The sequence below is a fragment of the Streptomyces sp. NPDC102451 genome, from assembly GCF_044765485.1.
Lineage (GTDB): Bacteria > Actinomycetota > Actinomycetes > Streptomycetales > Streptomycetaceae > Streptomyces.
Map to the genome: position 1 here is coordinate 333,199 of NZ_JBIWKD010000006.1, position 22,193 is coordinate 355,391.

The following is a 22,193-nucleotide window of genomic DNA, read 5'->3' on the forward strand; positions in this document are numbered from 1 at the left end:
TGGACCTGCCGGTGACCGCCGGGGGCCCCGGCCCCGACGCGTGCGGCCGTCAGCCGGCCGTGCGTTCCGCCCGCTTGGTGGTGAGCGCGGCCCAGCGCTCCAGTACGGCCGCGGCCTGCCCGGAGTCCACCGACTCCGCCGCCCGCCCCAGCCCGGCGGCCAGCCGCTCGGTGACGGAGCGGCCGGCCGCCGGCTCCAGAGCGGCCAGCCCCGCGGCCGCGTTCAGCAGGACGGCATCCCGCACCGGACCCCCCGCACCGGCCAGCACCTCGTGGAACACCCGGGCGTTGTGAGCCCGGTCGCCGCCGCGCAGCGCACCTGCGGGGGCGAGGGCCAGCCCCAGGTCGCGAGGGTCGAGGGCCTCGCACCGTACCCGGCCGTCGGTGACCGTCCAGACCGTGGAGGCCGTGGTGACCGACAGTTCGTCCAGGCCGTCGTCGCCACGGAAGACGAAGCCTTCCGTGCCGCGTCGTGCCAGTACCCGCGCGAGCAGCGGAGCGAGCCGGGCGTCCGCCACTCCGATCGCCGTCGCGGCGGGGGAGGCCGGATTGGCCAGTGGTCCCAGCGCGTTGAAGACCGTGCGGACACCCAACTCGCGGCGCGGCGCCGCCGCGTGGCGCATGGCCGGATGGAAGGAGGGGGCGAAGCAGAAGGTGATGCCGACCTCCTCGGCGACCTCCGCCACGTCCTGCGCCGGCAGGTGCAACGTCACCCCCAGCTCCTCCAGCACGTCGGCCGATCCGCAGGACGACGAGGCGGAGCGGTTGCCGTGCTTGACGACCAGCGCGCCCGCGCCCGCCGCGACCACCGCCGACATCGTGGAGATGTTGACGCTGTGCGAGCCGTCCCCGCCGGTACCGACGATGTCCAGGGCGGTACCCGGCACGCTGAGCGGCACGGCATGGCGGCGCAGGGACTCGACGAGCCCCTCGATCTCCTCGGCGGTCTCGCCCTTGGCCCGTAACGCCACGAGCAGCCCCGTGAGCCGCACCGGACCCGCGGCGCCGGACATCACCTGATCCATCGCCCAGCCGGTCTCCCGCGCGGACAGCCCACGTCCGTCCAGCAGCGCGTCCAGCAGTTCGGACCATGTCCGGTCCGGCGATTCGACAGTCACGTCAATTCTCCCTAGAACGAAGCGAACGGCGCGGCGGAGAGCGGAACGCCTTTGTGCCGAAGGCCAGTCTGTGTACGCAATCCGAAGCCCGCCAGACCACTCCATGTCGATCATTGCGGTCCAATTCCGAAAGGAGCCCTGCCATGGCCCTGCACATGGCAATGGACGTCGTCAGAGATTCCCATGTCTCCCTGACCGCGCAAATACAGAACTTCATCAAGATGGAGATAGGCGACGGGATTCTGCACCCCGGTACCAGACTTCCCTCCAGCCGTCGTCTCGCCGACGACCTGGACGTCTCGCGCAGTGTGGTCGTCGAGGCGTACGGCCAGCTCGTCGCGGAGGGATATCTGGAGGCGGCCCAGGGGGCGGGGACCCGCGTCGTGCAACACCTCACCGGCCGGGAGATCGTGCCGACCCTGCTGGAGGAGAGCCGGGCCCCCGGCGCACGCTGGGACCTGCTCCCGGGGGGCGGGAACCTGTTCGCCTTCCCCCGCCGCGAATGGCTCGCCTGCTACGAACGAGTCCTCTGGTCGGCGGGCCCCGCCGCCCACGCCTACCCGCCGCTGGCAGGTGACCCGGGGCTGCGGATCGAGCTCGCCCGCTATCTGGGGCGGACCCGGGGGGTCCGGGCGGCCCCGGAGGACGTCGCGGTGGTGGCCGGCTTCTCGCAGGCGCTGGCACTGCTCTGCGGTGTGCTGCGCGAGCAGGGTGTCGAGGCGCTCGGGACGGAGGACCCCGGCCACCCCGGCCAGCGGCAGTTCGTACGGGAGTCCGGCCTGCGCCCGGTGCCCCTGCCGGTGGACGACCTGGGACTCGACGTCGAGGCACTGGCCGTGTCGGGCCTGCGCGCCGTACTGATCACCCCGGCCCACCAGTACCCCACGGGTGCGACGTTGTGCGCCGAGCGACGCGAGGCCCTGGTGCGATGGGCTCGCGACACGGGCGGCCTGATCATCGAGGACGACTACGACGGCGGCCTGTGGTACGGCCGGGGCCCACGCCCCCTGGCGCTGCAGCGGCTCGCCCCCGAACACGTCGTCTACGCGGGCACGGCCAGCAAGTCGCTCGCCCCCGGGCTGCGGCTGGGCTGGATCGCCGCACCCGCGGAACTCCTCGCCCGGCTCCTGAGGGTCAGGGCACGTCACGACCTGGGGACGGAGACCCTCACCCAGCTGGCCTTCGCCGAACTGCTGAGGTGCGGGCTGCTCGACCGTCATCTGCGTCGCCTCAACGCCCATGCGCGTTCCCGGCGTCACACCCTGGAGGAGGCGGTCCGCAGGTACCTTCCGGGAGCGTCGGTGACCGGCGCGGCGGCGGGACTCCACTCCTACGTCCGGCTGCCCCGGCACACCGACGAGGCGGCGCTGGTGGCCGGGGCGCTGTGCGCGTCCGTGGCGGTCCGCGGAGCCGCCGCCTTCCACGCCCGTCCGTCCGCGGCGCCGCCCGCGCTGGTCGTCGGCCACGCGCATCTGCCGCGTTCCGGGATCACGGAGGCGCTGAGGATCCTGCGGGCGGTCAGGAGCGGCTGAGCCGCAGGCCGGGGGAGGGGGACACGTCCGCCGAGGAGAGGAAGTTCTCCATCAGGGCCAGGCCCCCCGAGGTCATCACGGACTCGGGATGGAACTGCACGCCCTCCACGGCCAGCGAGCGGTGCCGCAGGCCCATCACATAGCCGTGGTCCGCCGCGACGGCCGTGGTCATCAGAGGCTCCGGCAGCGGCTCCGCGACGACCAGGGAGTGGTAACGGGTCGCTTCCAGCGTGTTCCCGAGACCGGCGAACACACCCGCGCCGTCATGGCGTACGACGCTGGTCCGTCCGTGCATCACCTGGCCGGCCACCTCGACGCGGCCCCCGTAGGCCAACGCGATCGCCTGATGGCCGAGGCACACACCGAGGACCGGCACGCGGCCGGCGAACTCCCGTACCAGCTCGACGTGTCCGGAGTCGGCCGGATGTCCCGGCCCCGGGCCCAGGACCACGGCCTCCGGTTCGAGCCCGGCGAGCTCACCGGGGGAGCGGGTCGCGGAGCGCACGACCTCGGTGCGTGCCCCCAGGGTGCGCAGGTACTGGTCGATGATGTGCACAAAACTGTCGTACGCGTCGATCAGCAGAACCCTCGTGCCACTCATGCCTGCAGTTCCTTCCCGGTCAGCGCCCAGTAGGCGGCGCCCATCTTGGCCAGCGTCTCCCGCCACTCGGACTCCGGGTCCGACTGCGCCACCATGCCCGCCGAGCTCTGGGTGGAGTAGGTGTCGCCGTCGTACTCGACCGAACGTATGCACAAGGCGAGTTCCGCCCGTCCCCGCACGTCGAGCAGGCCGACGGCACCCGCGTAACTGCCCCTGCGTTCCTGTTCGAGGCCGTCGATGATCTCCATGGCGCGGACCTTGGGGGCCCCGCTCATCGTCCCTGCGGGGAAGGTCGCGCGCACCGCGTCCCAGGTGTCCGCGTCGCGGGCCAGCCGGCCGGTGACGGTGGAGACGAGGTGGAAGACGTGCGAGAAGCGCTCCACAGCCATCAGCCGGTCCACCGGCAGGGTGCCCGGGCGGCAGACCCGCCCGATGTCGTTACGGCACAGGTCGACGAGCATGATGTGCTCGGCACGCTCCTTGGCGCTCTCCTGCATCTCCTTCACGCGCCGTTCGTTCTCCGCCTCGTCCAGGCCCCTGCGCGCCGTCCCGGCGATCGGACGCATCTCGATGCCGTCTCCCTCGACGCGTACGAAGAGTTCGGGGCTGGCGCCGATCAGCAGACTGCCGGCCCGGGGCGCCAGGTACATGTACGGGGAGGGGTTGCGCGCCCGCAGACGCCGGTACAGATCGAGGGGGCTCAGGGCGGTGCGGACGTCGATGCGGTGACCGATCTGGATCTGGTAGACATCACCGACCCGGATGTGTTCGAGGCAGCGCTCGGCCCAGCCGAGGAACGTCCCACGGCTCACGGTGTCCTGGACACCGAGGGGCTCAGGAGCTCCGGGCACGGGCGCCGGGGCCGCCTCCGCGGCGCACGCGGCCAGCTCCGCCACCCGCCGCGGGGTCACCTGCCGGGCGCCGAAGAGCGGGCTCTGCGCGGTCAGCAGCCGGGCGGAGCCGGTGTCGGGGTCGTATCCGACGGTGTCCCGGAAGAGGGCGAGCACCATGTCGGGCCCGCGTCCGGGATCGTCGCGCCCGGGCAGCGACTCCACGTGCCACACCGCCTCGTAGGCCAGTGAGGCCAGGAACCCGAAGGCGTGCTCGGTCACGGGGACATCCGTGTCCACGGCGAACACGCCTTGGGCCGCGGGGAGCAGCCGCCAGATCTCCTCACGGTCCCGCAGCGGCAGCCGGACGGTCCCGGACGGCGCGCCCTCCGGGACGGCCCCGGTCTCCTCGGCGGCCCGCGACAGGGCGGCCACCACACCCGGAGCCCCGTCGATCTCGACATGACGCGCGAACACCCGGATCTCCGCGACGGGGTTGACGCCCACGACGGCGCCCCGGCCCTCCGCTCCCGTGTCGCCGGAGCTCTCCAGCAGAAAGACATTCCGGTCACCGGTCTCCGCGCGCAATCGCTCGTAAAGCTCCAGAGGATCGTGCGGAGGCACTCCGGAAGCGGTGACCCGGACCTCGACCCGTCGTGCCGTATCCATGATGAACCCCCTGTGAATCGACTGCCACCGGCCGGAATACGCGAGTGTTCTCATCGCTGACATCAGAGAATCAGCAGCCGCGCACCGGCTGCCAGACCAATTCCCGGCCCCGCATACGGACCACTTCGAAAACCCTTGACCCCGGGCACGGCCGAGGATTCAGCTGGAGCGAATACCGGCGACGAAAGGCAGTCGAGATGAACGACAACTCACCCGTCAGTTCGTGGCGTTCCTTTCCGGCGGCCCAGCAGCCGGCATGGGGGGACACCGGGGAACTCCGGCGCGTCACGGACCTCCTCGGCACGGCGCCGCCGCTGGTCTTCGCCGCCGAGTGCGACCTGCTGCGCGCCCGGATGGCCGCGGTGGCCCGGGGGGAGGCGGTGATGCTGCAGGGCGGCGACTGCGCGGAGACCTTCGACCGGCTGACCGCCGACGCGATCAACGGCAAGATGAGGACGCTCCTGCAGATGGCCGTCGTCCTCACCCACGCCACCAGCCTGCCCGTGGTCAAGATCGGACGGCTGGCCGGGCAGTACGCGAAGCCGAGATCCAGCCCGGTCGAACGGCGTGACGGGGTGGAACTCCCCTCGTACCGGGGTGACGCGGTCAACGGCGTCGAGTTCACCCCGGAGGCCCGTCGCCCGGACCCGCGGAGGCTCAAACGGATGTACGAGAGCTCGGCGACCACGCTCAACCTGGTGCGCGCCCTGGCCACAGGCGGATTCGCCGGTCTCGGACAGGTCCACACCTGGAACCGCGGCTTCGTCGCGAACTCCGAGGCCGGTGCCCGCTACGAGTCGATCGCCGACGAGATCGACCGCAGCATCGCCTTCATGCGGGCCTGCGGGGTCGACACCACGGAGCTGTCGTCCGCCGAGTTCTTCGTCGGACACGAGGGTCTGCTCCTCGACTACGAGGCCGCTCTCACGCGTACCGAGGCGGAGAGCGGACGTACCTACGCCACCAGCGGGCACATGCTCTGGATCGGGGAGCGGACGCGCGACCTGGACGGCGCCCACGTCGAGTACTTCTCGCGGATCGCCAATCCCATCGCCGTGAAACTGGGCCCCGGCGCCACCGCGGACACCGTACTGGCGCTCATCGAGAGGCTCGACCCGCTGCGCGAGCCGGGGCGGCTGACATTCGTCGTGCGCGCCGGTGCGGACCGGGTGCGGGACGTGCTGCCCACCCTGGTGGAGAAGGTACGCGCGGAGGGCGCCCCGGTCTGCTGGGTCAGTGACCCCATGCACGGCAACACCATCACCGCGCCCAGCGGCCACAAGACCCGGAACTTCTCCGACATCCTCGACGAGGTACGCGGGTTCGTGGAGGTGCACAGGGCCCTCGGGACCCATCCGGGCGGAGTGCACATGGAGCTCACCGGGGACGATGTCACCGAGTGCGTCGGGGGCGGCAACGGCGTCCTCGCCGAGCATCTGCACCACCGCTACGAGACGGCCTGCGACCCACGCCTCAACCACACCCAGTCGCTCGATCTGGCCTTCCTGCTCGGGGAGATGTACCGGGGCCGGCCCGGTTCGCGGAGTTCGTAGGCGACGGAAAACCCAGGGGCTGATCGAAAGCGAGTGCGGTACGTTTCTGTCACTCGAAGGGGGCGAAGTGACCAAGCTCAACCAGATCATCGCCGTGGAGAAGGGTGTCAAGGGCAAGTCGCTCCAGGACATCACCGCGGCCCACCACAAGGTGCAGAAGCCGGCACTGCTGGCAGGCATCTCCCGTACGTACCAGCCGAAGGACGAAGAGGGCGAGCAGCTTCCGCCCGAGTCCGCGCGGGTGCAGATCAAGGCCGAGGAGGCGCTGCGTGAGATGTCCGCGTCGCTGACCCGGCTGTTCGACGTGACCGCGACGAAGGACTGGGCGAACTGCTCGGCCCGCGCGGACGTCATCGTGGACGGACGGACGGTCGTCGGCGAGGTCCCGGTCAGCTACCTGCTCTTCCTGGAGAAGCAGCTCACCGACCTGCACACCTTCGTCAAGAAGCTTCCCGTCCTGGACGCCTCCGAGTCCTGGTCGCTCGACCCGTCGACGGACCTGTGGAAGACGGACCCCGTCCGCACGATCCGGACGAAGAAGGTCCCGCGCAACCACGTCAAGGCCGAGGCGACCGACAAGCACCCGGCGCAGGTCGACGTCTACTACGAGGACGTGCCCATCGGGTACTGGACGACCGTGAAGTTCTCCGGAGCGCTTCCGGCGCGGCGGGTGAACGAGCTGCTGGAGCGGGTCGAGAAGCTCCAGCACGCGGTGAAGTTCGCCCGCGAGGAGGCCAACGGCGCCGAAGTCACCGACCGGCGGGTCGGAGACGCGGTGTTCGGCTACCTCTTCGGTTAAAAAAGGGCGCCAGGCGGCACCCCCGAGAACGCCCCCGCGCATGTCGTGGGGGTGCGCACCCTGCACGAGGCGGAATGAGGTCCGCCCCGTGTGATGAGCGCAAGCTGAAACTGACGTTCAGCCTGAAGACGCGGTAACGGTGAAGGTTCGAGTCCTTCCCCCGGCACCACTTGCCGGGGTGGCCCAACATGGCAGAGGCAGCCGCGATCAATTTCAGACTCTCGCTCCAGCTTCAGTATCGCCGCCGATTGCCAGATCGACCGAGTGCGGACGAACACCGTTGAATGCTGGTTCGAATCCGGCCTGCGCCTCTACGCGGCGCGGTAGTTCAAAGGAAGAACGCGACGGTCTGACGACTGATCCGCACTCTTAAACGGCGCTGGCAAGCGCAATTGGGTGGCAACCCCAGGGGCCCGGGAGCTGGATACGACTCCCGGGCTCCGCCATGTCCGCCCATAAGTGGCCGAACATCGGCACATCACGTCATAACCACCCAAAGCGCATCGACTCCGACCACATCCTAGGACTCCTTTGACACTCTCAAAGCTTCGCGTATAGCTTCCGTTCCCAGTTGGGCATTCTCGGTGGACGCCCAGGCGGACGGATAGGTGGTTCCCATGCATTCGGGACCGAACGGACTGATTGGGCGGCGCGGAGTCCTCCGCGCGGCGGGAGCGGGCATCGGTGTGCTCGCGTTCTCGGCGGTCCTCTCGGCGTGTTCGCCGCAGAAGCCCGAGGGGAGCGGCTCGGCCGACGGGACCGCCGGCCAGGGCACCGACGATCCGGTCGACACTCTGACCCTGGCGCTGCCCTCGTCCGTCTCGACCCTGGACGTCAGCCGCGAGTCCGGCATCCTGAACTACGTCGTTGCCTGCCTGGTCCAGGAGTCCCTGCTCTCCGTCGGGCCCACCGGCAAGCTCCTGCCGGGCCTCGCCGAGAGCTGGAAGCAGCCCGACGCCACGACGTACGTCTACACCCTGCGCCGTGACGCGAAGTTCTCCGACGGCACCCCGGTGACCACCGACGACGTTCTCGCCTCGGTCGAGGCCGCCCGGGACGACGCCAGCGGACTGGCCTACGCCTGGGCCGACGTCGCCTCCGTCAAGGCGACCGGCGCGCGCGAGATCACCGTACGTCTGAAGAAGCCCGACGCGGCCTTCGCCTGGACACCGACCCCCGGCACCCTGCTGATCAGCAGCAAGGCGTTCCTCTCCCGGAACAAGGGCAAGGTCGGCACCCCCAGGACGCTGCTGCTGGGGTCGGGGCCGTACAAGGTGACGTCCTTCGCCGCCGACGACCACGTCGGCCTGGAGCGCAACGACGACTGGTGGGGCGACCGCCCGTCGGTGCGGTCGCTGAAGCTGTCGTTCATACCCGACGCCGGGACCCGGCTCGTCGCCATGAAGTCGGGGTCCGTCGACGGCGCGCTGGGTCTTCCCTCCGACGAGGCCCGCAGCTGGGAGGCCGACGCGCAGGTCACCTACACCGGTGACCGCTCGGTGGTCGCCCTGGCCTTCGACACCGCCAAGGCGCCCTTCGACGACGTGCACGTGCGCAAGGCCTTCGCCCACGCCGCCGACCGGGCGGGCATGACCAAGGGCATCCTGCACGGCAAGGCCGAGGTGGCGTCCACCCTCGTCTCGCCCGACATGTGGGGCGACCTGCTCGACGCAGACGCGGTCGACGCCGCCTACGACGAGCTGCCCGCCTGGGACTTCGACCTCGGCCTGGCGAGGGCCGAACTGGCGAAGTCGGCCCACAAGGACGGCTTCAGCGTCGACCTCTCGTACCCGGGCAGCGGCCCCCAGCTGGGCAAGGCGGCGCTGGCGCTGGCCGCCTCGCTGAAGGAGCTCGGCATCACGCTGAACGTCAAGGAGACGACGCTCGAACAGTGGATCGCCGACCTCCTGCCCGGAAAGAAGCCGCTGCAGTTCCTCTGGTACTACCCCGTCACCGGTGACCCCGCGGAGCTCACCAACGCCTACCTGGACGGCCGGGCCACCGCGACGAATCTGCCGCACTACGACAGCCCCGTCGTCGACACGGCACTGGCCGCCGCCCGCGAGGCCACCGACCCGGCAGCGCGCGGTGCGCACCTGATGACCGCCGTCACCACCTCCGCCGCGGATCTTCCCTACCTCCCGCTGTGGTGGGCGCAGACCGCGACGGCCTTCTCCAAGGACCTCGTGTTCGAGGAGCCCGGCCCCTTCGCCCTCGTCGGTCCCTGGGCGACCAGGGTCAAGAAGGCGGCCTCCTGAGACCGCGTGCCGGGCGAGCACACCCCCCCGAGCCCGCCCGGCACGCACCCCCCACCGGACCACCGGTCCCGCCCCCGCCCGGCGCCACGGTCCGTACCGTCCGCAGCACGAACGGAACGCACATGCCCCGCCCCACCCCGGTACCCGGCCCCGCCGGAGAGCCGGCCGCAGTCGTCCGCCGCGTCCGTACGGCCATGTCGGACCTGACCGCGCCGACGGACAGCCGGATCAGCCCCGACGGACGCCGCGTGGCGGTCACCGTCCTCGGGCCCCGGGGCGCCGACGTCCTGATCGCACCGGCCGACGGGCCCGCGCTCCCGCTGCCCACCGCACCCTCGGACCCCGACGGGGGGTCCCGGCACACCCCGCGCTGGCTGCCGGACTCCCGGACGGTCCTGCTGGTCACCGAACCGGCCGGCCCGGGCCGCCCGGTGCTCACCGCGTGGGACACCCGTACCGGCGCCCGCCGTGAACTCGCGGCCGTACCGGGCGCCGTGGAGGACCTGACCGTGTCCGACGACGGCACCGAGGTCCTGCTGCTCATCGCCGACGACGGAGCCGAACGCGACGGGATGAACCTGGGGCTGCCGGTCCGGCTCGGCCCGGACCCCACCCCGGTCTCCTACCGCCCGGACGCCGGACGGCGCCGGCTGCTGCACGGGCTGCTTCCGTCCGCCGACGCGTCCTCGCCGTCCGCGCCGGTCGTCCTGCGGGATGCCGGGCCCGCCGGACTGACCGTCTGGAACGCCGCCTGGCGTGGCGGCCGTACGGTCGTGGCCACCGTCTCGGAGGACCCGCTGCCCGCCGGCTACTACCACGCGCGCCTCGCCCGGATCGACCTCGCCGACGGCCGCGCCGTCACCCTCCACGAACCCCGGGGGCAGCTCGCCGCACCCGCGCTCAGCGCGGACGGCCGCCGTGCGGCGGCCGCCGAGGGCATCTCCATCGTCGCCGGCCGGCCGCTCCTCGTGGACCTCGCCGACGACACCGTCACGACCGTCGCCGGTGCCGAGGACGTCACCTGGCTCCAGTTCCACCCGCACGACCCGGACCGGCTGCTGACCGCCGGCCCGAGCGGCACCGGAACCCGCGTCGCCGACGTGCGCGCCGGGACGGTGCCCTCCGGCGCCGGGGTCACCGTGCTCCGCGAGGAACAGGCCGTGCTCACCGGCGCCGGCGCGCAGCCCGCCCTCAGCCTCAGCGGCGACGGCCTGACCGCCGCGACCGTACGCGAGGCGCCGGGCATCCCGCCGCAGGCCGTCGTCGCGCCGACGTCCGGCCCGGACGCCTGGACCTGGCGGCCCGTCACCGCACCGGACCCGGCCGCCGCACGCCGGGACGGCGGCCACGGTGACCTCGCCCGGGTCCGGACCCGGCAGATCGCCTGGACCGCCTCGGACGGGGCACCGGTGCACGGCCTGCTGCTCGACGCGCCCGGCACCCCGGTGCCCGCCGGAATGCCCCGTACCGCCCCTCGTGCGCGCCCGCTCGCGGTGGCGCTGCACGGCGGCCCCTCCTGGCAGTGGTCCGCCGGATACGCGCCGGCCGACGTGCTCGGCCTGGCCCCCGCTCTGGCCGCCGCGGGCTGGCTGGTCCTGCTGCCCAATCCGCGCGGAAGCAGCGGTTACGGGCTGGACCACGCGCGCGCCGCCGTCGGCGCCGTCGGCGACGGCGACCTCGACGACGTCCTCAGCGGCGTCGCGCACCTGGTCGCGGAGGGAGAGGCGCTGCCCGGCCGGTTCGCCGTACTCGGGCACAGCTACGGCGGCTTCCTCGCCGCCCTCGCCGCCGCCCGCACCGACGTCTTCCGCGCCGCGGTCGTGGTCTCCGCGCCCACCGACTGGCTGAGCTTCGCCCACACCTCCGTCATCGGCGGCGGTTACGAGCAGACGTACGCGATCGGCGACGCCCGCACCCCCGAGGGCCGCACCGCCCTGATCGGCCGTTCCCCGCTCTTCGCCGACGGCGGCAGCGGAACCCCCACGCTCGTCCTGCACGGCGAACACGACCGGGTCACCCCGCTCGGACAGGCGCACGAGCTGTACCGCGCGCTGGCCCGCCGCGGCACGGCACCCGTCGAGCTCCATGTCTACCCCGCCGAGGGGCACGAGTTCACCGGCCCCGCCCACCTGCTGGACGCCGCCGCCCGGGCCGAGGAATGGCTCACCCGGCACGTCGTGGGCGAGGCGCAGGCCTGCGCCGCGCACCACACCCGGGCGCGGGACGCGGACCCCGGCCTCGTCCCCGGTACGAAGGGAGCACCGTGACCGACCCCGGCCACCCCCAGGCCGCCCCGCCTCCGCCCTGGCACACCCGGCTGCGGGCCGCGCTGCCCGTCCACTACGTGCTGCGGCGGCTCGCGGGCACCGCCGGGCTCCTGTTCGTCCTCTCCCTCGCCGTGTTCGCGCTGCTGCGGCTCGCGCCCGGTGACCCCGCCCGCACCCTCCTCGGCACCCGCAGCGCCACCCCCGAGGCCCTGGCGTCCGTACGCGCCGCACACCACCTGGACGAACCGCTCGTCACGCAGTACGTACGGTGGCTGACGGGTGCCTTCAGCGGCGATCTCGGCACCTCCATCCGCACCGGTGAGAGCGTCGCCGCGGCGCTCGGCGACCGGCTGGCGCTCACCGGACAGCTCGTGCTGGCCGGATTCGCCGTCGCGCTGCTGCTGGGCCTCCCGCTCGGCGTACTGGCGGGCCTGCGCGCCCGGCGGCCCGTCGACCGCGCCGTACAGAGCCTCGGCGTCCTGGCCCTGTCCACCCCGGCCTTCGCCGGCGGACTGCTCCTGATCTACGTCTTCTCCCTGATGCTGGGCGGGCTGCCCGCGTACGGACCGGGCACCGGCGGCACCGACCGGCTGCTCCATCTGGTGCTGCCCGGCATCACCCTCGGCCTCGCCGTGACCGCCGTACTGATCAAACTCGTCCGGGCCGCCGTCATCCGCGAACTGGCCCGGGAACACGTGACGTTCGCCCTGGCCCGTGGCGTGGCGAACCGCACGGTGCTCTTCCGGTACGTGCTGCGGGGCACCGTCGTCCCGGTCACCACCGGCATCGGACTGGTCCTGGCCTATCTGCTGGCCGGCACCGTCCTGGTCGAGCAGGTGTTCGCGCTGCCGGGGCTCGGGCAGCTCCTCGTGCAGTCCGTGACGTTCAAGGACGTCCCCGTCGTCCAGGCCGAGGCCCTCCTCGTCGCCGCCCTGATCTGTCTCGCCAACCTCGCCACCGACCTCACCCACCCCCTGGTCGACCCGCGGCTGCGCACCGAACGCCGCCGCCGTCCCGCCCGGCGCGCGGGGGCCGGACTCCCCGAGGTGAAGGCATGACCACGCGAACCGTCACCCCCGACACAGCATCCGCCGCGTCCGAGAGGAAGGGCGCCCGGCGCCTGTTCGGCCCCCTCACCACGGTCTGCGCCGCCATCGCCGTCCTCCTGGTCGCCGCAGCCGTCGCCGGCCAGTGGGTGTTCCCCGACTGGAACCGGCAGGACCTGATGGCCACCGGCGCGATGCCCGGCGACGGACACCTCCTCGGCACCGACGAACTCGGCCGCGACGTCTGGCACATGCTGGCCGCCGGCGCGCGCAGCACCCTGGCAGGGGCCGCACTGGTCGCCGTCGGCTCCATGCTCATCGGCAATGTGCTCGGCCTGACCGCCGGCTACTTCGGCGGGATCGCCGACACCGCCGTACGCCGCCTGGCCGACCTGCTGCTGGCCCTGCCCGCCCTGCTCGTGACCATCGTCGTCGCCGGGATCGGCGGCGGAGGGTACGCCCTCGCGGTCGGCGTCCTGGTCGTGCTGACCTCCCCCGGGGACATCCGGCTGGTCAGCTCGGCGGTCCGGGAACAGCGCCACCGCCCCTACGTGGAGGCGGCCAGGACCCTCGGCCTGCCCTCCCGGACGATCATGGTGCGGCACATCTGGCCCAATGTGCTGCCGGTGGTCGTGGCCAACACGATGCTCAACTTCGCGGGCGCGATCGTCGCCCTGTCCTCGCTGTCCTTCCTCGGCCTGGGAGTGCCGCCCGGCGCCCCGGACTGGGGCCGGATGCTCGCCGAGAACCGCACCCTCCTGTACGACAACCCGGCGGCGGCCCTGGCACCGGCCGTGGCCGTGATCGTCTCCGCGGTCGTGGTGAACCTGCTCGGTGACCGGCTGTTCGAGTACTTCTCCGACCGGAGGCCCTGATGACCGAGGTCCACGCCGAAGCCCCCGCCGTCACGACCGCCTCCGCACCCCTGCTGGAGGTCACCGGTCTGCGGCTCACCGCGACAGGGGCCGCGCCCGGTCCCACCACGCTCCTCGACGGCGTCGGCCTGTCCGTCGCGGCGGGGGAGTGCGTCGCCGTCGTCGGGGAGTCGGGCAGCGGCAAGTCGCTCGCCGTACGCGCCGTGGCCGGACTGCTCCCCGACGGGGTCACCGTGACCGGCGGCAGCATCCGGCTGGCCGGCCAGGAGGTACGGGAACTGCCCCGGGCCGCACGCCACGCCCTGCGCGGACGCCGGGTCGCCCTGCTCATGCAGGACCCCTTCACGATGCTCCACCCGCAACTCACCTGCGGCCGGCAGATCGCCGACGGCCTCCGCGACGACCTGCCCGCCCTCGCCGGGGCCCGCGGCAGGCGGGCGCGGCGCACGGCCCTGCGCGCCGAGACGGCCCGGCGGCTCGCCGAGGTCGGCCTGGCGCCGGACGTCGCCGACCGCTACCCCCACGAACTCTCCGGCGGCATGCGTCAGCGCGTCGCCACCGCGGCGGCCCTGGCCGGCGACCCGGACCTGCTCATCGCCGACGAACCGACCACCGCACTGGACGCCGCCAACCAGCGTGCCGTCCTGGACCTGCTGCGCGGCCTGCTCGAACGCCGGGGCATGGGCCTGCTGCTGATCACGCACGACCTCTCGGTCGCCTTCTCCACCTGCGACCGGGTCTACGTCCTGTACGCCGGTGCCGTGCTCGAACAGGGCCTGGCGGCCGATCTGCGCCGCGCCCCCCGCCACCCGTACACCGCCGCGCTGCTGGCGGCCGAGCCCTCGGCGCACGTACGGCACGAACGGCTGGCCACGGTCCCCGGCTCCGTGCCCCCGCCGGGCGACCGCACCACCGGCTGCCCGTTCGCCGACCGCTGCCCGCACGCGGCTCCCGAATGCCGCACCACCGCCGTGACGCTCAGGGTGCCGCCGGCAGCCCCCGAGGGCGCTCCCGGACACACCGGTGACCGGCTCACCGCCTGCATACGGCTGGCCGAGATCGACGGAGGCCTCACGCCGCCGTCCCCCGAACCGGCCGGAGCCACCGGTGCCGGGGCGACCGCGCCGGAAGAGGACGCCGTACCGGCCCTGCGCGTGCGGGGCGTACGCCGTACCTTCCACGGCGGTGGCGACGGCGACGGCGACGGTCATCCGGCCGTCCGGGACGTGGACCTGACCGTGCCGGACGGCCGGATCACCGCGCTGGTCGGTGAGTCCGGCTCGGGGAAGACCACCCTGGCCCGCATCGCCGTGGGCCTGGAGAGCTTCGACGAGGGCGCCGTCGACGTCGGCGGTCTGCCGCTGACCGCCGGACGGCTGCCCACCCGCGCGGAGCGTTCGCGGCTCGCCCCGCAGGTGCAGATCGTCTTCCAGGACCCGTACTCCTCGCTGCCCCCGCTGCGCACCGTCGGCACCACCCTGGCGGAGGCGCTGACCGCCGCCGGCCGGATCTCCGGCGGCTCACGCGCCCAACGCCGCCGGCAGCGCGACGAACAGGTCGGCCGGCTGCTCACCCAGGTCGGCCTGCCGCCGTCCTACGCCGGCCGGCGGCCCACCGGGCTCTCCGGCGGGGAACGCCAACGCGTCGCCCTGGCACGGGCGTTCGCCGTGAGGCCCCGGCTTCTGATCTGCGACGAGGCGGTGGCCGCACTCGACGTCTCCGTACAGGCCCAACTGCTCAACCTGCTGGCCGACATGCAGCGCACCGACGGCTTCGCGGTGCTGTTCATCACCCACGACCTGGGGGTGGTGCGGCAGATCGCCGACGAGGTCGCCGTCATGGTCCGGGGCGAACTCGTCGAGCGCGGCACGGTGACCGAGGTCCTGGACCGGCCCCGGCACCCGTGGACCCGCCGCATGCTCGATGCCGTCCCCGGACACGGCCTAGACTGACGCCCCACCGCAACCGCCCACGCCACCACACCGACGAGCCGCCGAGGAGTAAGGGTGCCGCTCCCCGGGGCCTCCGCCAGGCCGAAGGAGACGTCCGCGATGTCAGCGCCGGAAGGCCCGCTGCCGCCCGAGCCCGCCCGGAAGGCGGACGCGGGCCGCCCGACGGCCGCCGACTCCGTACGGGACGCCCTGTCGGTCAACCTCAACCGCCGCCGCCTCGCCCAGGGGTGGAGTCTGCGCGAGATGTCCGCCGCGACCGGGATAAGCAAGGCCCTGCTCTCCCAGATCGAACGCGGCGAGGCCAATCCGACGCTGGACGTCGTCACCCGTATCTCCACCGTGCTCCGCACCGACCCCGTCGACCTCCTGCGCACCTCGCTGCGCGAACCGGAGATCCTGCGCGCCGGTGAACTCGACGAGCCCGAGGGGGAGAGCGCGGTCAACCTCCTCTTCGCCGCACACGGCCACAGCCGCTTCGAGGTCTACCGCTCCCGCCTCCACCCGCACGCCCAGAGCCAGCTCAGCTCGCACGGCACCGGTTCCGTCGAGTACGTCATGGTCGTCGCCGGCCAGGTGACCCTCGTCGTCGACGAGGTGCCCCACGACCTCCACGCCGGGGACAGCGCCCGCTTCGACGGCCGGGCCAGCCACTACTACACGACCGAGGACAGCCCGGCCACCACCCACAGCATCGTGGGCTACCCGCTGGCCTGACCCCGCTGCCGGCGTCACACGTCGTGCGACTGGCGGCGTACCCGTCGTGCTGCCTCGCGGATGGCTTCGGCGTACGGGGAATCGAAGGCGCGTGTTTCCGGAGACAGGTCGTGGAACGGAACGAGCGCGGCATGGGAGTCGTCCACGGACTGCATCCAGGCGGACCAGGCGTTGTGGACGTCCTCGTCGGTGACCTGCTCCCCCTTGGCCTCCAGAAGCACGGCGTAGATGCGGAACAGGGCGGCCGAGTCCGCGGGAGGTGCCGCGTCGGGGGAGAGGCAGGAACGAATCAGGTCGGCGAGAGGATCGAGGTAGGTCACACGGTCAGTGTGCCCGCGAACAGGAGCAGGTGTGCGGCTACGAACACCACGGGTACGACGCGCTCCGAGACTCCCAGCTCCGCGTAGCGTCTGCGCCATCCGACGATCGGATCGCGTGCCAGAGCCTCCCACTCGTCCGAGAAGATCTTGACTTCAAGACGTTCCTCGATCTTGTTGATGCCCTTGAACTTCGCGGTGTTGAGGTCCCGGTAACTGCGCAGCTGCAGCCACCAGGTGGCCGACAGGGTGACGCCGGCCAAAGTCACGGCGAGTGCCGCCCACCACGGGGACCTGGCGAGTTCCCGGAACCCGAAACCTGCGAGGGCGACGAAAGCGGTCTGCACGGACAGGAAGTAGGCGTTGGCGGTCCCGCGGCGCGCGGAGAGGCGGTCCGCCATCTCCACAGCGAGCTTGTAGAGCTCCAGGACCTCCGTGCGGTGGCTCGGATCGGGAGGTGTCGTCATGGGCTGCCTCCGGTGGGAATTCTGACGTCGTGTCGCTGGATCGGATCTCGGGGTCGGGTGCGGAGTCCGGGGTTCCGGGTCTCGTCCGGGCTCACTCCGTCAGCCGAAGCGCCGGCCGGTCCTGTCCTCGTACGAGGCCAACTGGTCGAAGGCCGGGCGCAGCCCGCGGATGAGCTGCATGAAGAGATTTCCCCAAGGGCGACGCAAGGGGGGAGTGGGAGTGAACACGGGCTGCCAGTCGGCGGAGAAGTGGATGAGGCCACTTACCGGGCTGTTCTCGGGTTTCTCATGCGGGTAGTCAGGAAGGGTTGGCGGAACCTTGCCCCTCCATGTCTTGTTCATGTCGGAGTCCGGCAGGGCACGCAGGGCCGTCCCGACTTCTTCGCGGATCTTCCCGTACTCCTCCTTGCTCGTGGCTCCGGGCATCATCAGGAGCAGACGCTGGGGCGGCAGAATGCGCATGGCTTCGGAGAGCTCCCAGACTGTGCCGGCGCTCGATCCCAAGCTGAGAGTGACCAGGCGGGAATGCTCCATGAGTTCCCTCACCGGCTGCTTCCAGGATTCTTTCGGCAGATACATGCGTACCGCTCCCGCGAAGGGAAGGACTTCTTCAGGGGCACCGATGGCGATCAGCTGGCCGACGGGGCGCATCGCGTCCGCGATGTGCTCCTCCTCGTCGCGACTGGACGTGACGAGGAAGATCGTGCCACCTGCCGGATCCGGGTTATGGCCGACACCGCGTGGCCATATCTGGTCCTTCAGTACGGCGCGCTGCTTGTCGTCCTCGAACGACCTCAGGTAGAGCACGTAGGTGCCGGGTCGGAAGAATTTCTTCTCCGAGACGACCATTCCCATGTGTCTGCGGCCGAGCAGGAACAGTTTCCTGCTCCGGTCGAAGATGGCCACCCCCATCGGTGCCAACAGTACGAACAGGCCGTCCGTCGACGATTTGATCGGTGTGGTCAGTACGTGATGAATTCCCCAGAACGACATCCCGAGAGCCCCCAGGGTGCATGGCCATCCGACCAGCCAGAGTCCGAGCCCCAGTAGGGCGTGCTGGCCGGGAAGTGCGGCCATGAAGGGCACATTTCGATTGCCGTCCCGCGACAGATCCAGAAAGGGAATGTGAGGGCTACGGAAAGCCCATAAGTCATGCCAGTACTGCTTCTTGCCGTACGGGATGGCCCAGAAAATACCTGCGGTAGCGAGCGGGATCGCCAGGGCGACCGCCCATGGACCCGCCGGGTCGTCGTTATCGGGGAGAGTCAAGGAGCGGTAAGCCATGGCGACAAGCAGAACAGGAACCAGGGTCTGCAGCAGCACGCCGATCGTCTGGCGCCGAGTCCTTCCTTGTGCCCCGAACGCAACAAACAGGGAGAGGCCGAGCAGTATTCCGGAAAGGTAGACGGGGGATATGCCTTGGAATGCAAGAATGAAGATCGCGGCATATCGCCAGAATCGTACGATTCGAGGCAGGATGAACTCGCTCGCGCAAGCCGTCAGGAATCCCAGAAAATACCACAGTAGAGGTGCTGGAATTGCCTCGGTGAGCTCGATTCCCCCTGCCCCGGCGATGACCGAGCAATCGCAAGTGATCATTGATCCTCCCGTCACGGATCCCCTGCTGCGGCAGGAGATCGCCCCACTCGCACCCCGCCCCCCAACTCGCGTGTTCAGTAACTCACTTGAGAGGGCATCCATGGTGACGCACCCTCGTGGCGCCCGGTTCCGGACGCGACACGGGAGCCGGCGCCCCCGGGGTGGCGGCAGGGGTTCGTGGCAAGGTCAGGCATGGTGCCCATGGGGCTTCCGGCGCTGTGGTCCGCTCGGGCCGCGCGCCGGCGGGCCGCGACACCGTTCCGGGCCTCGGCGAACCGGAGACGCAAAAAGACCCCCTGGCAGCGTTTCCACTGACGAGAGGGTCTTTTCGGCACTTCCTGCGAAGTGCCCCCGGCAGGATTCGAACCTGCGCACCCGGCTCCGGAGGCCGATGCTCTATCCCCTGAGCTACGGGGGCGTTGCCGCTGCGTTCGGCGGCGACGAGTGAAACCCTACCAGCTCCGACGGGGTGTCCGGGAACGGGTATTTGCGCGTCGGCGGTACCCGCGCGCGGCGGGCTGCCGACCGCCGTCCGGGGGCGGAAGTGGGCAAAACCCGGACGCAGCTCCTCCGCCCGACCTACCCTCGAAGGGTGCCAGGGGCGTACGGCCGCGTGCTTGTTGTGGACGACAACAAGGTCATCCGGCAGCTGATCAGGGTCAATCTCGAGCTGGAGGGCTTCGAGGTCGTGACCGCGGCCGATGGCGTCGAGTGCCTGGACCTGGTCCACGAGGTCTGTCCGGATGTGATCACCCTCGATGTCGTGATGCCCCGGCTCGACGGAATGCAGACCGCGGCCCGGCTGCGCGCCGACCCGCGGACCGGGCATCTGCCCGTCGCCGTCATCAGCGCGTGCACCCCGTACGAGGTGGATTCCGGGGTGGCCGCCGGGGTCGACGCGTTCCTGGCGAAGCCCTTCGAGCCGAGCGAGCTGGTGCGCCTGGTGCGGCGCCTCGCGTACCGGGACGGCCCCATGCCGATCGACGACCGGCGCGGTGCGGGGACGGCCGGGAGCGCGGCCGGCTGAGGGCGCGGGCGGCCGCGTCGTTGCCCGTATGGCGAAACCGGTTGGCGAAGTGCCCCCCTTCCTCCCATACGCTTGTGCCGTGACCCCCGCAGATCTCTCCCGGACCGTGCTGCGCGCTGTGCGCCGCGCGGTCGACGAGAACGCCCTGCGCGCGCCGGTGCCCGCGCGCGTGCGGGTGGAGCGGACACGGCCCGGCGGCAGCGGCGACTACGCCTGCGCCGTCGCCCTCCAGCTGGCCGGCCCCGCCGCGCTCCCGGCCCGGGAGGTCGCCGCACTGCTGCGGGACCGGGTCGCGGGGGAGCCCGGAATCGGACGGGTCGAGATCACCGGGCCCGGCTTTCTGAACTTCACCCTCGACGCCGCGACCGGCGCCGACGCCCGCGCCGCCCGCGTCCGCGAGGTCCGCGAGCTGGGCCTCCGGTACGGGCGGGTCACCACCGAGGCCGGGCGCCTCCACCGCCTCCACCACCCCCGCGAGGTCAGGGCCGCCGTCGTCGCCCAGGGCGTCGCGCGCCTCCTGCGCACCCAGGGCGGCCAGGTGCTCGTCGGCTGCACCGAGGAGCCCGCCCCCCGCTGGGAGGAGCTGCGCGTCAGGGCCGGCCGCCGGCACGGGGCCGAGGAGAGCGCCGAGATCCGCCCCGTGCCCGCCGGCGCCACCGCCGGGGCGCTGGTGGACCGGCTCGGACGCGAGGCGGTGCTCTGGGGGCTCCAGCGGCCCGCCGCCCACGACCACGCACCCCTGGGCGACGACCTCCTCGTACAGGGGGAGGCCAACCCGTTCTTCCTGGTCCGCTACGCCTACGCCCGTACCCGCGCACTCACCCGTGAGGCGGAGCGGCTCGGCCTCACCGCCGGATACGACATCGACGTCGAGGCGCCCGCGCTGCACACCGCGCTCGCCGACCACCCCGGCGTACTCGCCTCGGCCGCGCGCCGTCACGCGCCCGACCGTGTCGCCCGGCACCTCGAAACCGTGGCGGACGCCCTCCTCGAACTCCACGCCACGGCCCCGCCGCTCCCCGTCGGTGACGAGAAACCCTCGGCCGCCCACCGCTCCCGGCTGGCCCTTGCCGATGCCGCCGGGAAGGTGCTGGCCGGCGGCCTGTTCGTGCTCGGCATCAGCGCGCCCCCCCACCTCTGACAAGAGACCCGAGAGAGCAGAGCAGAACGATGAGCCGATCCGCACACCCCGCCGGGCCCCGTCACGCCGACGTCTACCCCGAGGGCCACTACACCGCCCCGGCCACCGACCTCAACGAGCTGGACGCGAAGGTCTGGTCCCGCACCGTCACCCGTGACGCGGACGGTGCGCTCACCGTCGGGGGGATCGAAGTCGCCCGGCTGGCCGAGGAGTTCGGTACACCGGCGTACTTCCTGGACGAGGCCGACTTCCGGGCGCGCTGCCGCGCCTGGGCGGACGCCTTCGGGCCGGACGCCGACGTCTTCTACGCCGGCAAGGCCTTCCTGTCGCGCGCCGTGGTGCGCTGGCTCCAGGAGGAGGGGCTGAACCTCGACGTGTGCTCCGGCGGCGAGCTCGCCACCGCGCTGGACGCCGGGATGCCCGCCGAGCGCATCGCCTTCCACGGCAACAACAAGACCGTCGCCGAGATCGAGCGGGCCGTCGAGGCGGGCGTCGGACGGATCGTGCTCGACTCCTTCGTGGAGATCGCCCGCGTGTCGCACGTCGCCCAGCGGCTCGGCGTCCGTCAGCGCGTGCAGATCCGCGTGACGGTCGGTGTCGAGGCCCACACCCACGAGTTCATCGCCACCGCGCACGAGGACCAGAAGTTCGGCATCGCGCTGGCCGACGGACTGGCGGCCGAGGCGGTCCGCAGGGCACTCACCCTGGACGGCCTCGAGCTCATCGGCATCCACTCGCACATCGGCTCGCAGATCTTCGACATGGCCGGCTTCGAGGTCTCCGCGCGCCGCGTGGTGCAGCTGCTCGCCGAGATCCGCGACGAGCACGGCGTCGAGCTCCCCGAGATCGACCTCGGCGGCGGCCTCGGGATCGCGTACACCTCCGAGGACGACCCCCGCGAGCCGCACGAGATCGCCAAGGCGCTCAGTGACATCGTGACCCGCGAGTGCGAGTCGGCCGGTCTGCGGACCCCGCGCATCTCCGTCGAACCGGGCCGCGCGATCGTCGGCCCCACCGCGTTCACGCTGTACGAGGTCGGCACCATCAAGCCCCTCGAAGGCCTGCGGACGTACGTCAGCGTCGACGGCGGCATGTCGGACAACATCCGCACCGCCCTGTACGACGCCGAGTACAGCGTGGCGCTGGTCTCCCGCAGCTCCGATGCCGACCCCATGCTCGTAAGGGTCGTGGGCAAGCACTGCGAGAGCGGTGACATCGTGGTCAAGGACGCGTTCCTGCCGTCCGACCTGGCTCCGGGCGACCTGATCGCGGTGCCCGCCACCGGTGCGTACTGCCGCTCCATGGCGAGCAACTACAACCACGCCCTGCGCCCGCCCGTCGTCGCCGTGCGCGACGGGGAGGCGCGGGTCATCGTCCGGCGCGAGACGGAGGAAGATCTCCTGCGTCTCGATGTCGGCTGATGAAATTC

Annotated in this window: 18 protein-coding genes and 1 tRNA gene; 12 read left to right on the forward strand and 7 right to left on the reverse strand. The window is 71.8% G+C overall.

All coding sequences use genetic code 11. From position 1 onward, the window contains the following. Window positions 1–49: 49 nt before the first annotated feature. On the reverse strand, window positions 50–1,117 hold the full coding sequence (gene trpD, locus ACIRD8_RS17040) for an anthranilate phosphoribosyltransferase (protein WP_403991479.1): 1,068 nt from the start codon (window positions 1,115–1,117) through the stop codon (window positions 50–52). Between the two features lie 143 nt (window positions 1,118–1,260). On the opposite strand from trpD, the gene ACIRD8_RS17045 reads away from it, so the two are divergent. Next, window positions 1,261–2,649, forward strand: coding sequence for a PLP-dependent aminotransferase family protein (locus ACIRD8_RS17045; RefSeq protein WP_403991481.1), 1,389 nt, complete (start codon window positions 1,261–1,263; stop codon window positions 2,647–2,649). On the opposite strand, the gene ACIRD8_RS17050 is transcribed toward ACIRD8_RS17045, so the two are convergent. Both ACIRD8_RS17050 and ACIRD8_RS17055 read right to left on the reverse strand, forming a co-directional pair. Next, on the reverse strand, window positions 2,636–3,250 hold the full coding sequence (locus ACIRD8_RS17050) for an anthranilate synthase component II (RefSeq protein ID WP_403991484.1): 615 nt from the start codon (window positions 3,248–3,250) through the stop codon (window positions 2,636–2,638). The genes ACIRD8_RS17045 and ACIRD8_RS17050 overlap by 14 nt on opposite strands. Then, on the reverse strand, window positions 3,247–4,749 hold the full coding sequence (locus ACIRD8_RS17055; protein ID WP_403991487.1) for an anthranilate synthase component I family protein: 1,503 nt from the start codon (window positions 4,747–4,749) through the stop codon (window positions 3,247–3,249). The genes ACIRD8_RS17050 and ACIRD8_RS17055 overlap by 4 nt, the downstream gene beginning before the upstream one ends. Window positions 4,750–4,946: 197 nt before the next feature. Here ACIRD8_RS17055 and ACIRD8_RS17060 point away from each other — a divergent pair, with 197 nt between their 5' ends. The 8 genes from ACIRD8_RS17060 (at window position 4,947) to ACIRD8_RS17095 (ending at window position 16,213) form a co-directional block, all read left to right on the forward strand. After that, window positions 4,947–6,302, forward strand: coding sequence for a class II 3-deoxy-7-phosphoheptulonate synthase (locus ACIRD8_RS17060; RefSeq protein WP_403991490.1), 1,356 nt, complete (start codon window positions 4,947–4,949; stop codon window positions 6,300–6,302). Window positions 6,303–6,369: 67 nt separating this feature from the next. Then, window positions 6,370–7,101, forward strand: a complete 732-nt coding sequence (locus ACIRD8_RS17065) for a hypothetical protein (RefSeq protein ID WP_403991493.1) — start codon at window positions 6,370–6,372, stop codon at window positions 7,099–7,101. 617 nt (window positions 7,102–7,718) lie between these two features. Next, on the forward strand, window positions 7,719–9,359 hold the full coding sequence (locus ACIRD8_RS17070; RefSeq protein WP_403991496.1) for an ABC transporter substrate-binding protein: 1,641 nt from the start codon (window positions 7,719–7,721) through the stop codon (window positions 9,357–9,359). Between the two features lie 122 nt (window positions 9,360–9,481). Further along, window positions 9,482–11,626, forward strand: a complete 2,145-nt coding sequence (locus ACIRD8_RS17075; protein WP_403991499.1) for an alpha/beta fold hydrolase — start codon at window positions 9,482–9,484, stop codon at window positions 11,624–11,626. After that, window positions 11,623–12,684, forward strand: coding sequence for an ABC transporter permease (locus tag ACIRD8_RS17080; RefSeq protein WP_403991502.1), 1,062 nt, complete (start codon window positions 11,623–11,625; stop codon window positions 12,682–12,684). Before ACIRD8_RS17075 ends, ACIRD8_RS17080 begins: the two co-directional genes overlap by 4 nt. Further along, the gene (locus ACIRD8_RS17085) at window positions 12,681–13,547 is read left to right on the forward strand and encodes an ABC transporter permease (RefSeq protein WP_403991505.1); all 867 of its coding nucleotides are present in this window, start codon (window positions 12,681–12,683) and stop codon (window positions 13,545–13,547) included. Before ACIRD8_RS17080 ends, ACIRD8_RS17085 begins: the two co-directional genes overlap by 4 nt. Then, window positions 13,547–15,499 (forward strand): dipeptide ABC transporter ATP-binding protein, encoded by a 1,953-nt coding sequence (locus ACIRD8_RS17090; protein WP_403991509.1) that lies wholly within the window; start codon window positions 13,547–13,549, stop codon window positions 15,497–15,499. Before ACIRD8_RS17085 ends, ACIRD8_RS17090 begins: the two co-directional genes overlap by 1 nt. A 99-nt stretch (window positions 15,500–15,598) precedes the next feature. Next, entirely contained in the window at window positions 15,599–16,213 is a 615-nt protein-coding gene (locus ACIRD8_RS17095; protein ID WP_403991512.1) for a helix-turn-helix domain-containing protein, read from the forward strand. Between the two features lie 14 nt (window positions 16,214–16,227). Here ACIRD8_RS17095 and ACIRD8_RS17100 read toward each other — a convergent pair whose 3' ends face one another. The 4 genes from ACIRD8_RS17100 to ACIRD8_RS17115 form a co-directional block, all read right to left on the reverse strand. After that, window positions 16,228–16,533, reverse strand: coding sequence for a hypothetical protein (locus ACIRD8_RS17100; RefSeq protein WP_403991514.1), 306 nt, complete (start codon window positions 16,531–16,533; stop codon window positions 16,228–16,230). After that, window positions 16,530–16,997, reverse strand: coding sequence for a hypothetical protein (locus ACIRD8_RS17105; protein ID WP_403991517.1), 468 nt, complete (start codon window positions 16,995–16,997; stop codon window positions 16,530–16,532). Before ACIRD8_RS17105 ends, ACIRD8_RS17100 begins: the two co-directional genes overlap by 4 nt. Window positions 16,998–17,096: 99 nt before the next feature. Next, window positions 17,097–18,596 carry a hypothetical protein gene (locus ACIRD8_RS17110; RefSeq protein ID WP_403991520.1) on the reverse strand — a complete coding sequence of 500 codons (1,500 nt, stop codon included), beginning with the start codon at window positions 18,594–18,596 and terminating at the stop codon, window positions 17,097–17,099. A 346-nt stretch (window positions 18,597–18,942) separates the two neighbouring features. Continuing rightward, window positions 18,943–19,014: transfer RNA gene (locus ACIRD8_RS17115), tRNA-Arg, on the reverse strand. Between the two features lie 126 nt (window positions 19,015–19,140). On the opposite strand from ACIRD8_RS17115, the gene ACIRD8_RS17120 reads away from it, so the two are divergent. From ACIRD8_RS17120 to lysA, 3 genes are all read left to right on the forward strand, one after another. Further along, entirely contained in the window at window positions 19,141–19,623 is a 483-nt protein-coding gene (locus ACIRD8_RS17120; RefSeq protein ID WP_403991523.1) for a response regulator, read from the forward strand. A 79-nt stretch (window positions 19,624–19,702) separates the two neighbouring features. Continuing rightward, on the forward strand, window positions 19,703–20,764 hold the full coding sequence (nrtL, locus tag ACIRD8_RS17125; protein ID WP_403991526.1) for an ArgS-related anticodon-binding protein NrtL: 1,062 nt from the start codon (window positions 19,703–19,705) through the stop codon (window positions 20,762–20,764). A 29-nt stretch (window positions 20,765–20,793) separates the two neighbouring features. Next, window positions 20,794–22,185: a diaminopimelate decarboxylase gene (gene lysA / locus ACIRD8_RS17130; protein WP_403991529.1), complete on the forward strand. Its 1,392-nt coding sequence runs from the start codon at window positions 20,794–20,796 to the stop codon at window positions 22,183–22,185. The last annotated feature ends 8 nt before the right edge of the window (window positions 22,186–22,193 follow it).

Coding starts and splice junctions, on each gene's coding strand:
- ACIRD8_RS17045 (WP_403991481.1), top strand. CDS start 1,261: ATGGCCCTGCACATGGCAATGGACGTCGTCAGAGATTCCCATGTCTCC.
- ACIRD8_RS17050 (WP_403991484.1), bottom strand. CDS start 3,250: ATGAGTGGCACGAGGGTTCTGCTGATCGACGCGTACGACAGTTTTGTG.
- ACIRD8_RS17055 (WP_403991487.1), bottom strand. CDS start 4,749: ATGGATACGGCACGACGGGTCGAGGTCCGGGTCACCGCTTCCGGAGTG.
- ACIRD8_RS17060 (WP_403991490.1), top strand. CDS start 4,947: ATGAACGACAACTCACCCGTCAGTTCGTGGCGTTCCTTTCCGGCGGCC.
- ACIRD8_RS17070 (WP_403991496.1), top strand. CDS start 7,719: ATGCATTCGGGACCGAACGGACTGATTGGGCGGCGCGGAGTCCTCCGC.
- ACIRD8_RS17075 (WP_403991499.1), top strand. CDS start 9,482: ATGCCCCGCCCCACCCCGGTACCCGGCCCCGCCGGAGAGCCGGCCGCA.
- ACIRD8_RS17085 (WP_403991505.1), top strand. CDS start 12,681: ATGACCACGCGAACCGTCACCCCCGACACAGCATCCGCCGCGTCCGAG.
- ACIRD8_RS17090 (WP_403991509.1), top strand. CDS start 13,547: ATGACCGAGGTCCACGCCGAAGCCCCCGCCGTCACGACCGCCTCCGCA.
- ACIRD8_RS17095 (WP_403991512.1), top strand. CDS start 15,599: ATGTCAGCGCCGGAAGGCCCGCTGCCGCCCGAGCCCGCCCGGAAGGCG.
- ACIRD8_RS17105 (WP_403991517.1), bottom strand. CDS start 16,997: ATGACGACACCTCCCGATCCGAGCCACCGCACGGAGGTCCTGGAGCTC.
- ACIRD8_RS17110 (WP_403991520.1), bottom strand. CDS start 18,596: ATGATCACTTGCGATTGCTCGGTCATCGCCGGGGCAGGGGGAATCGAG.
- lysA (WP_403991529.1), top strand. CDS start 20,794: ATGAGCCGATCCGCACACCCCGCCGGGCCCCGTCACGCCGACGTCTAC.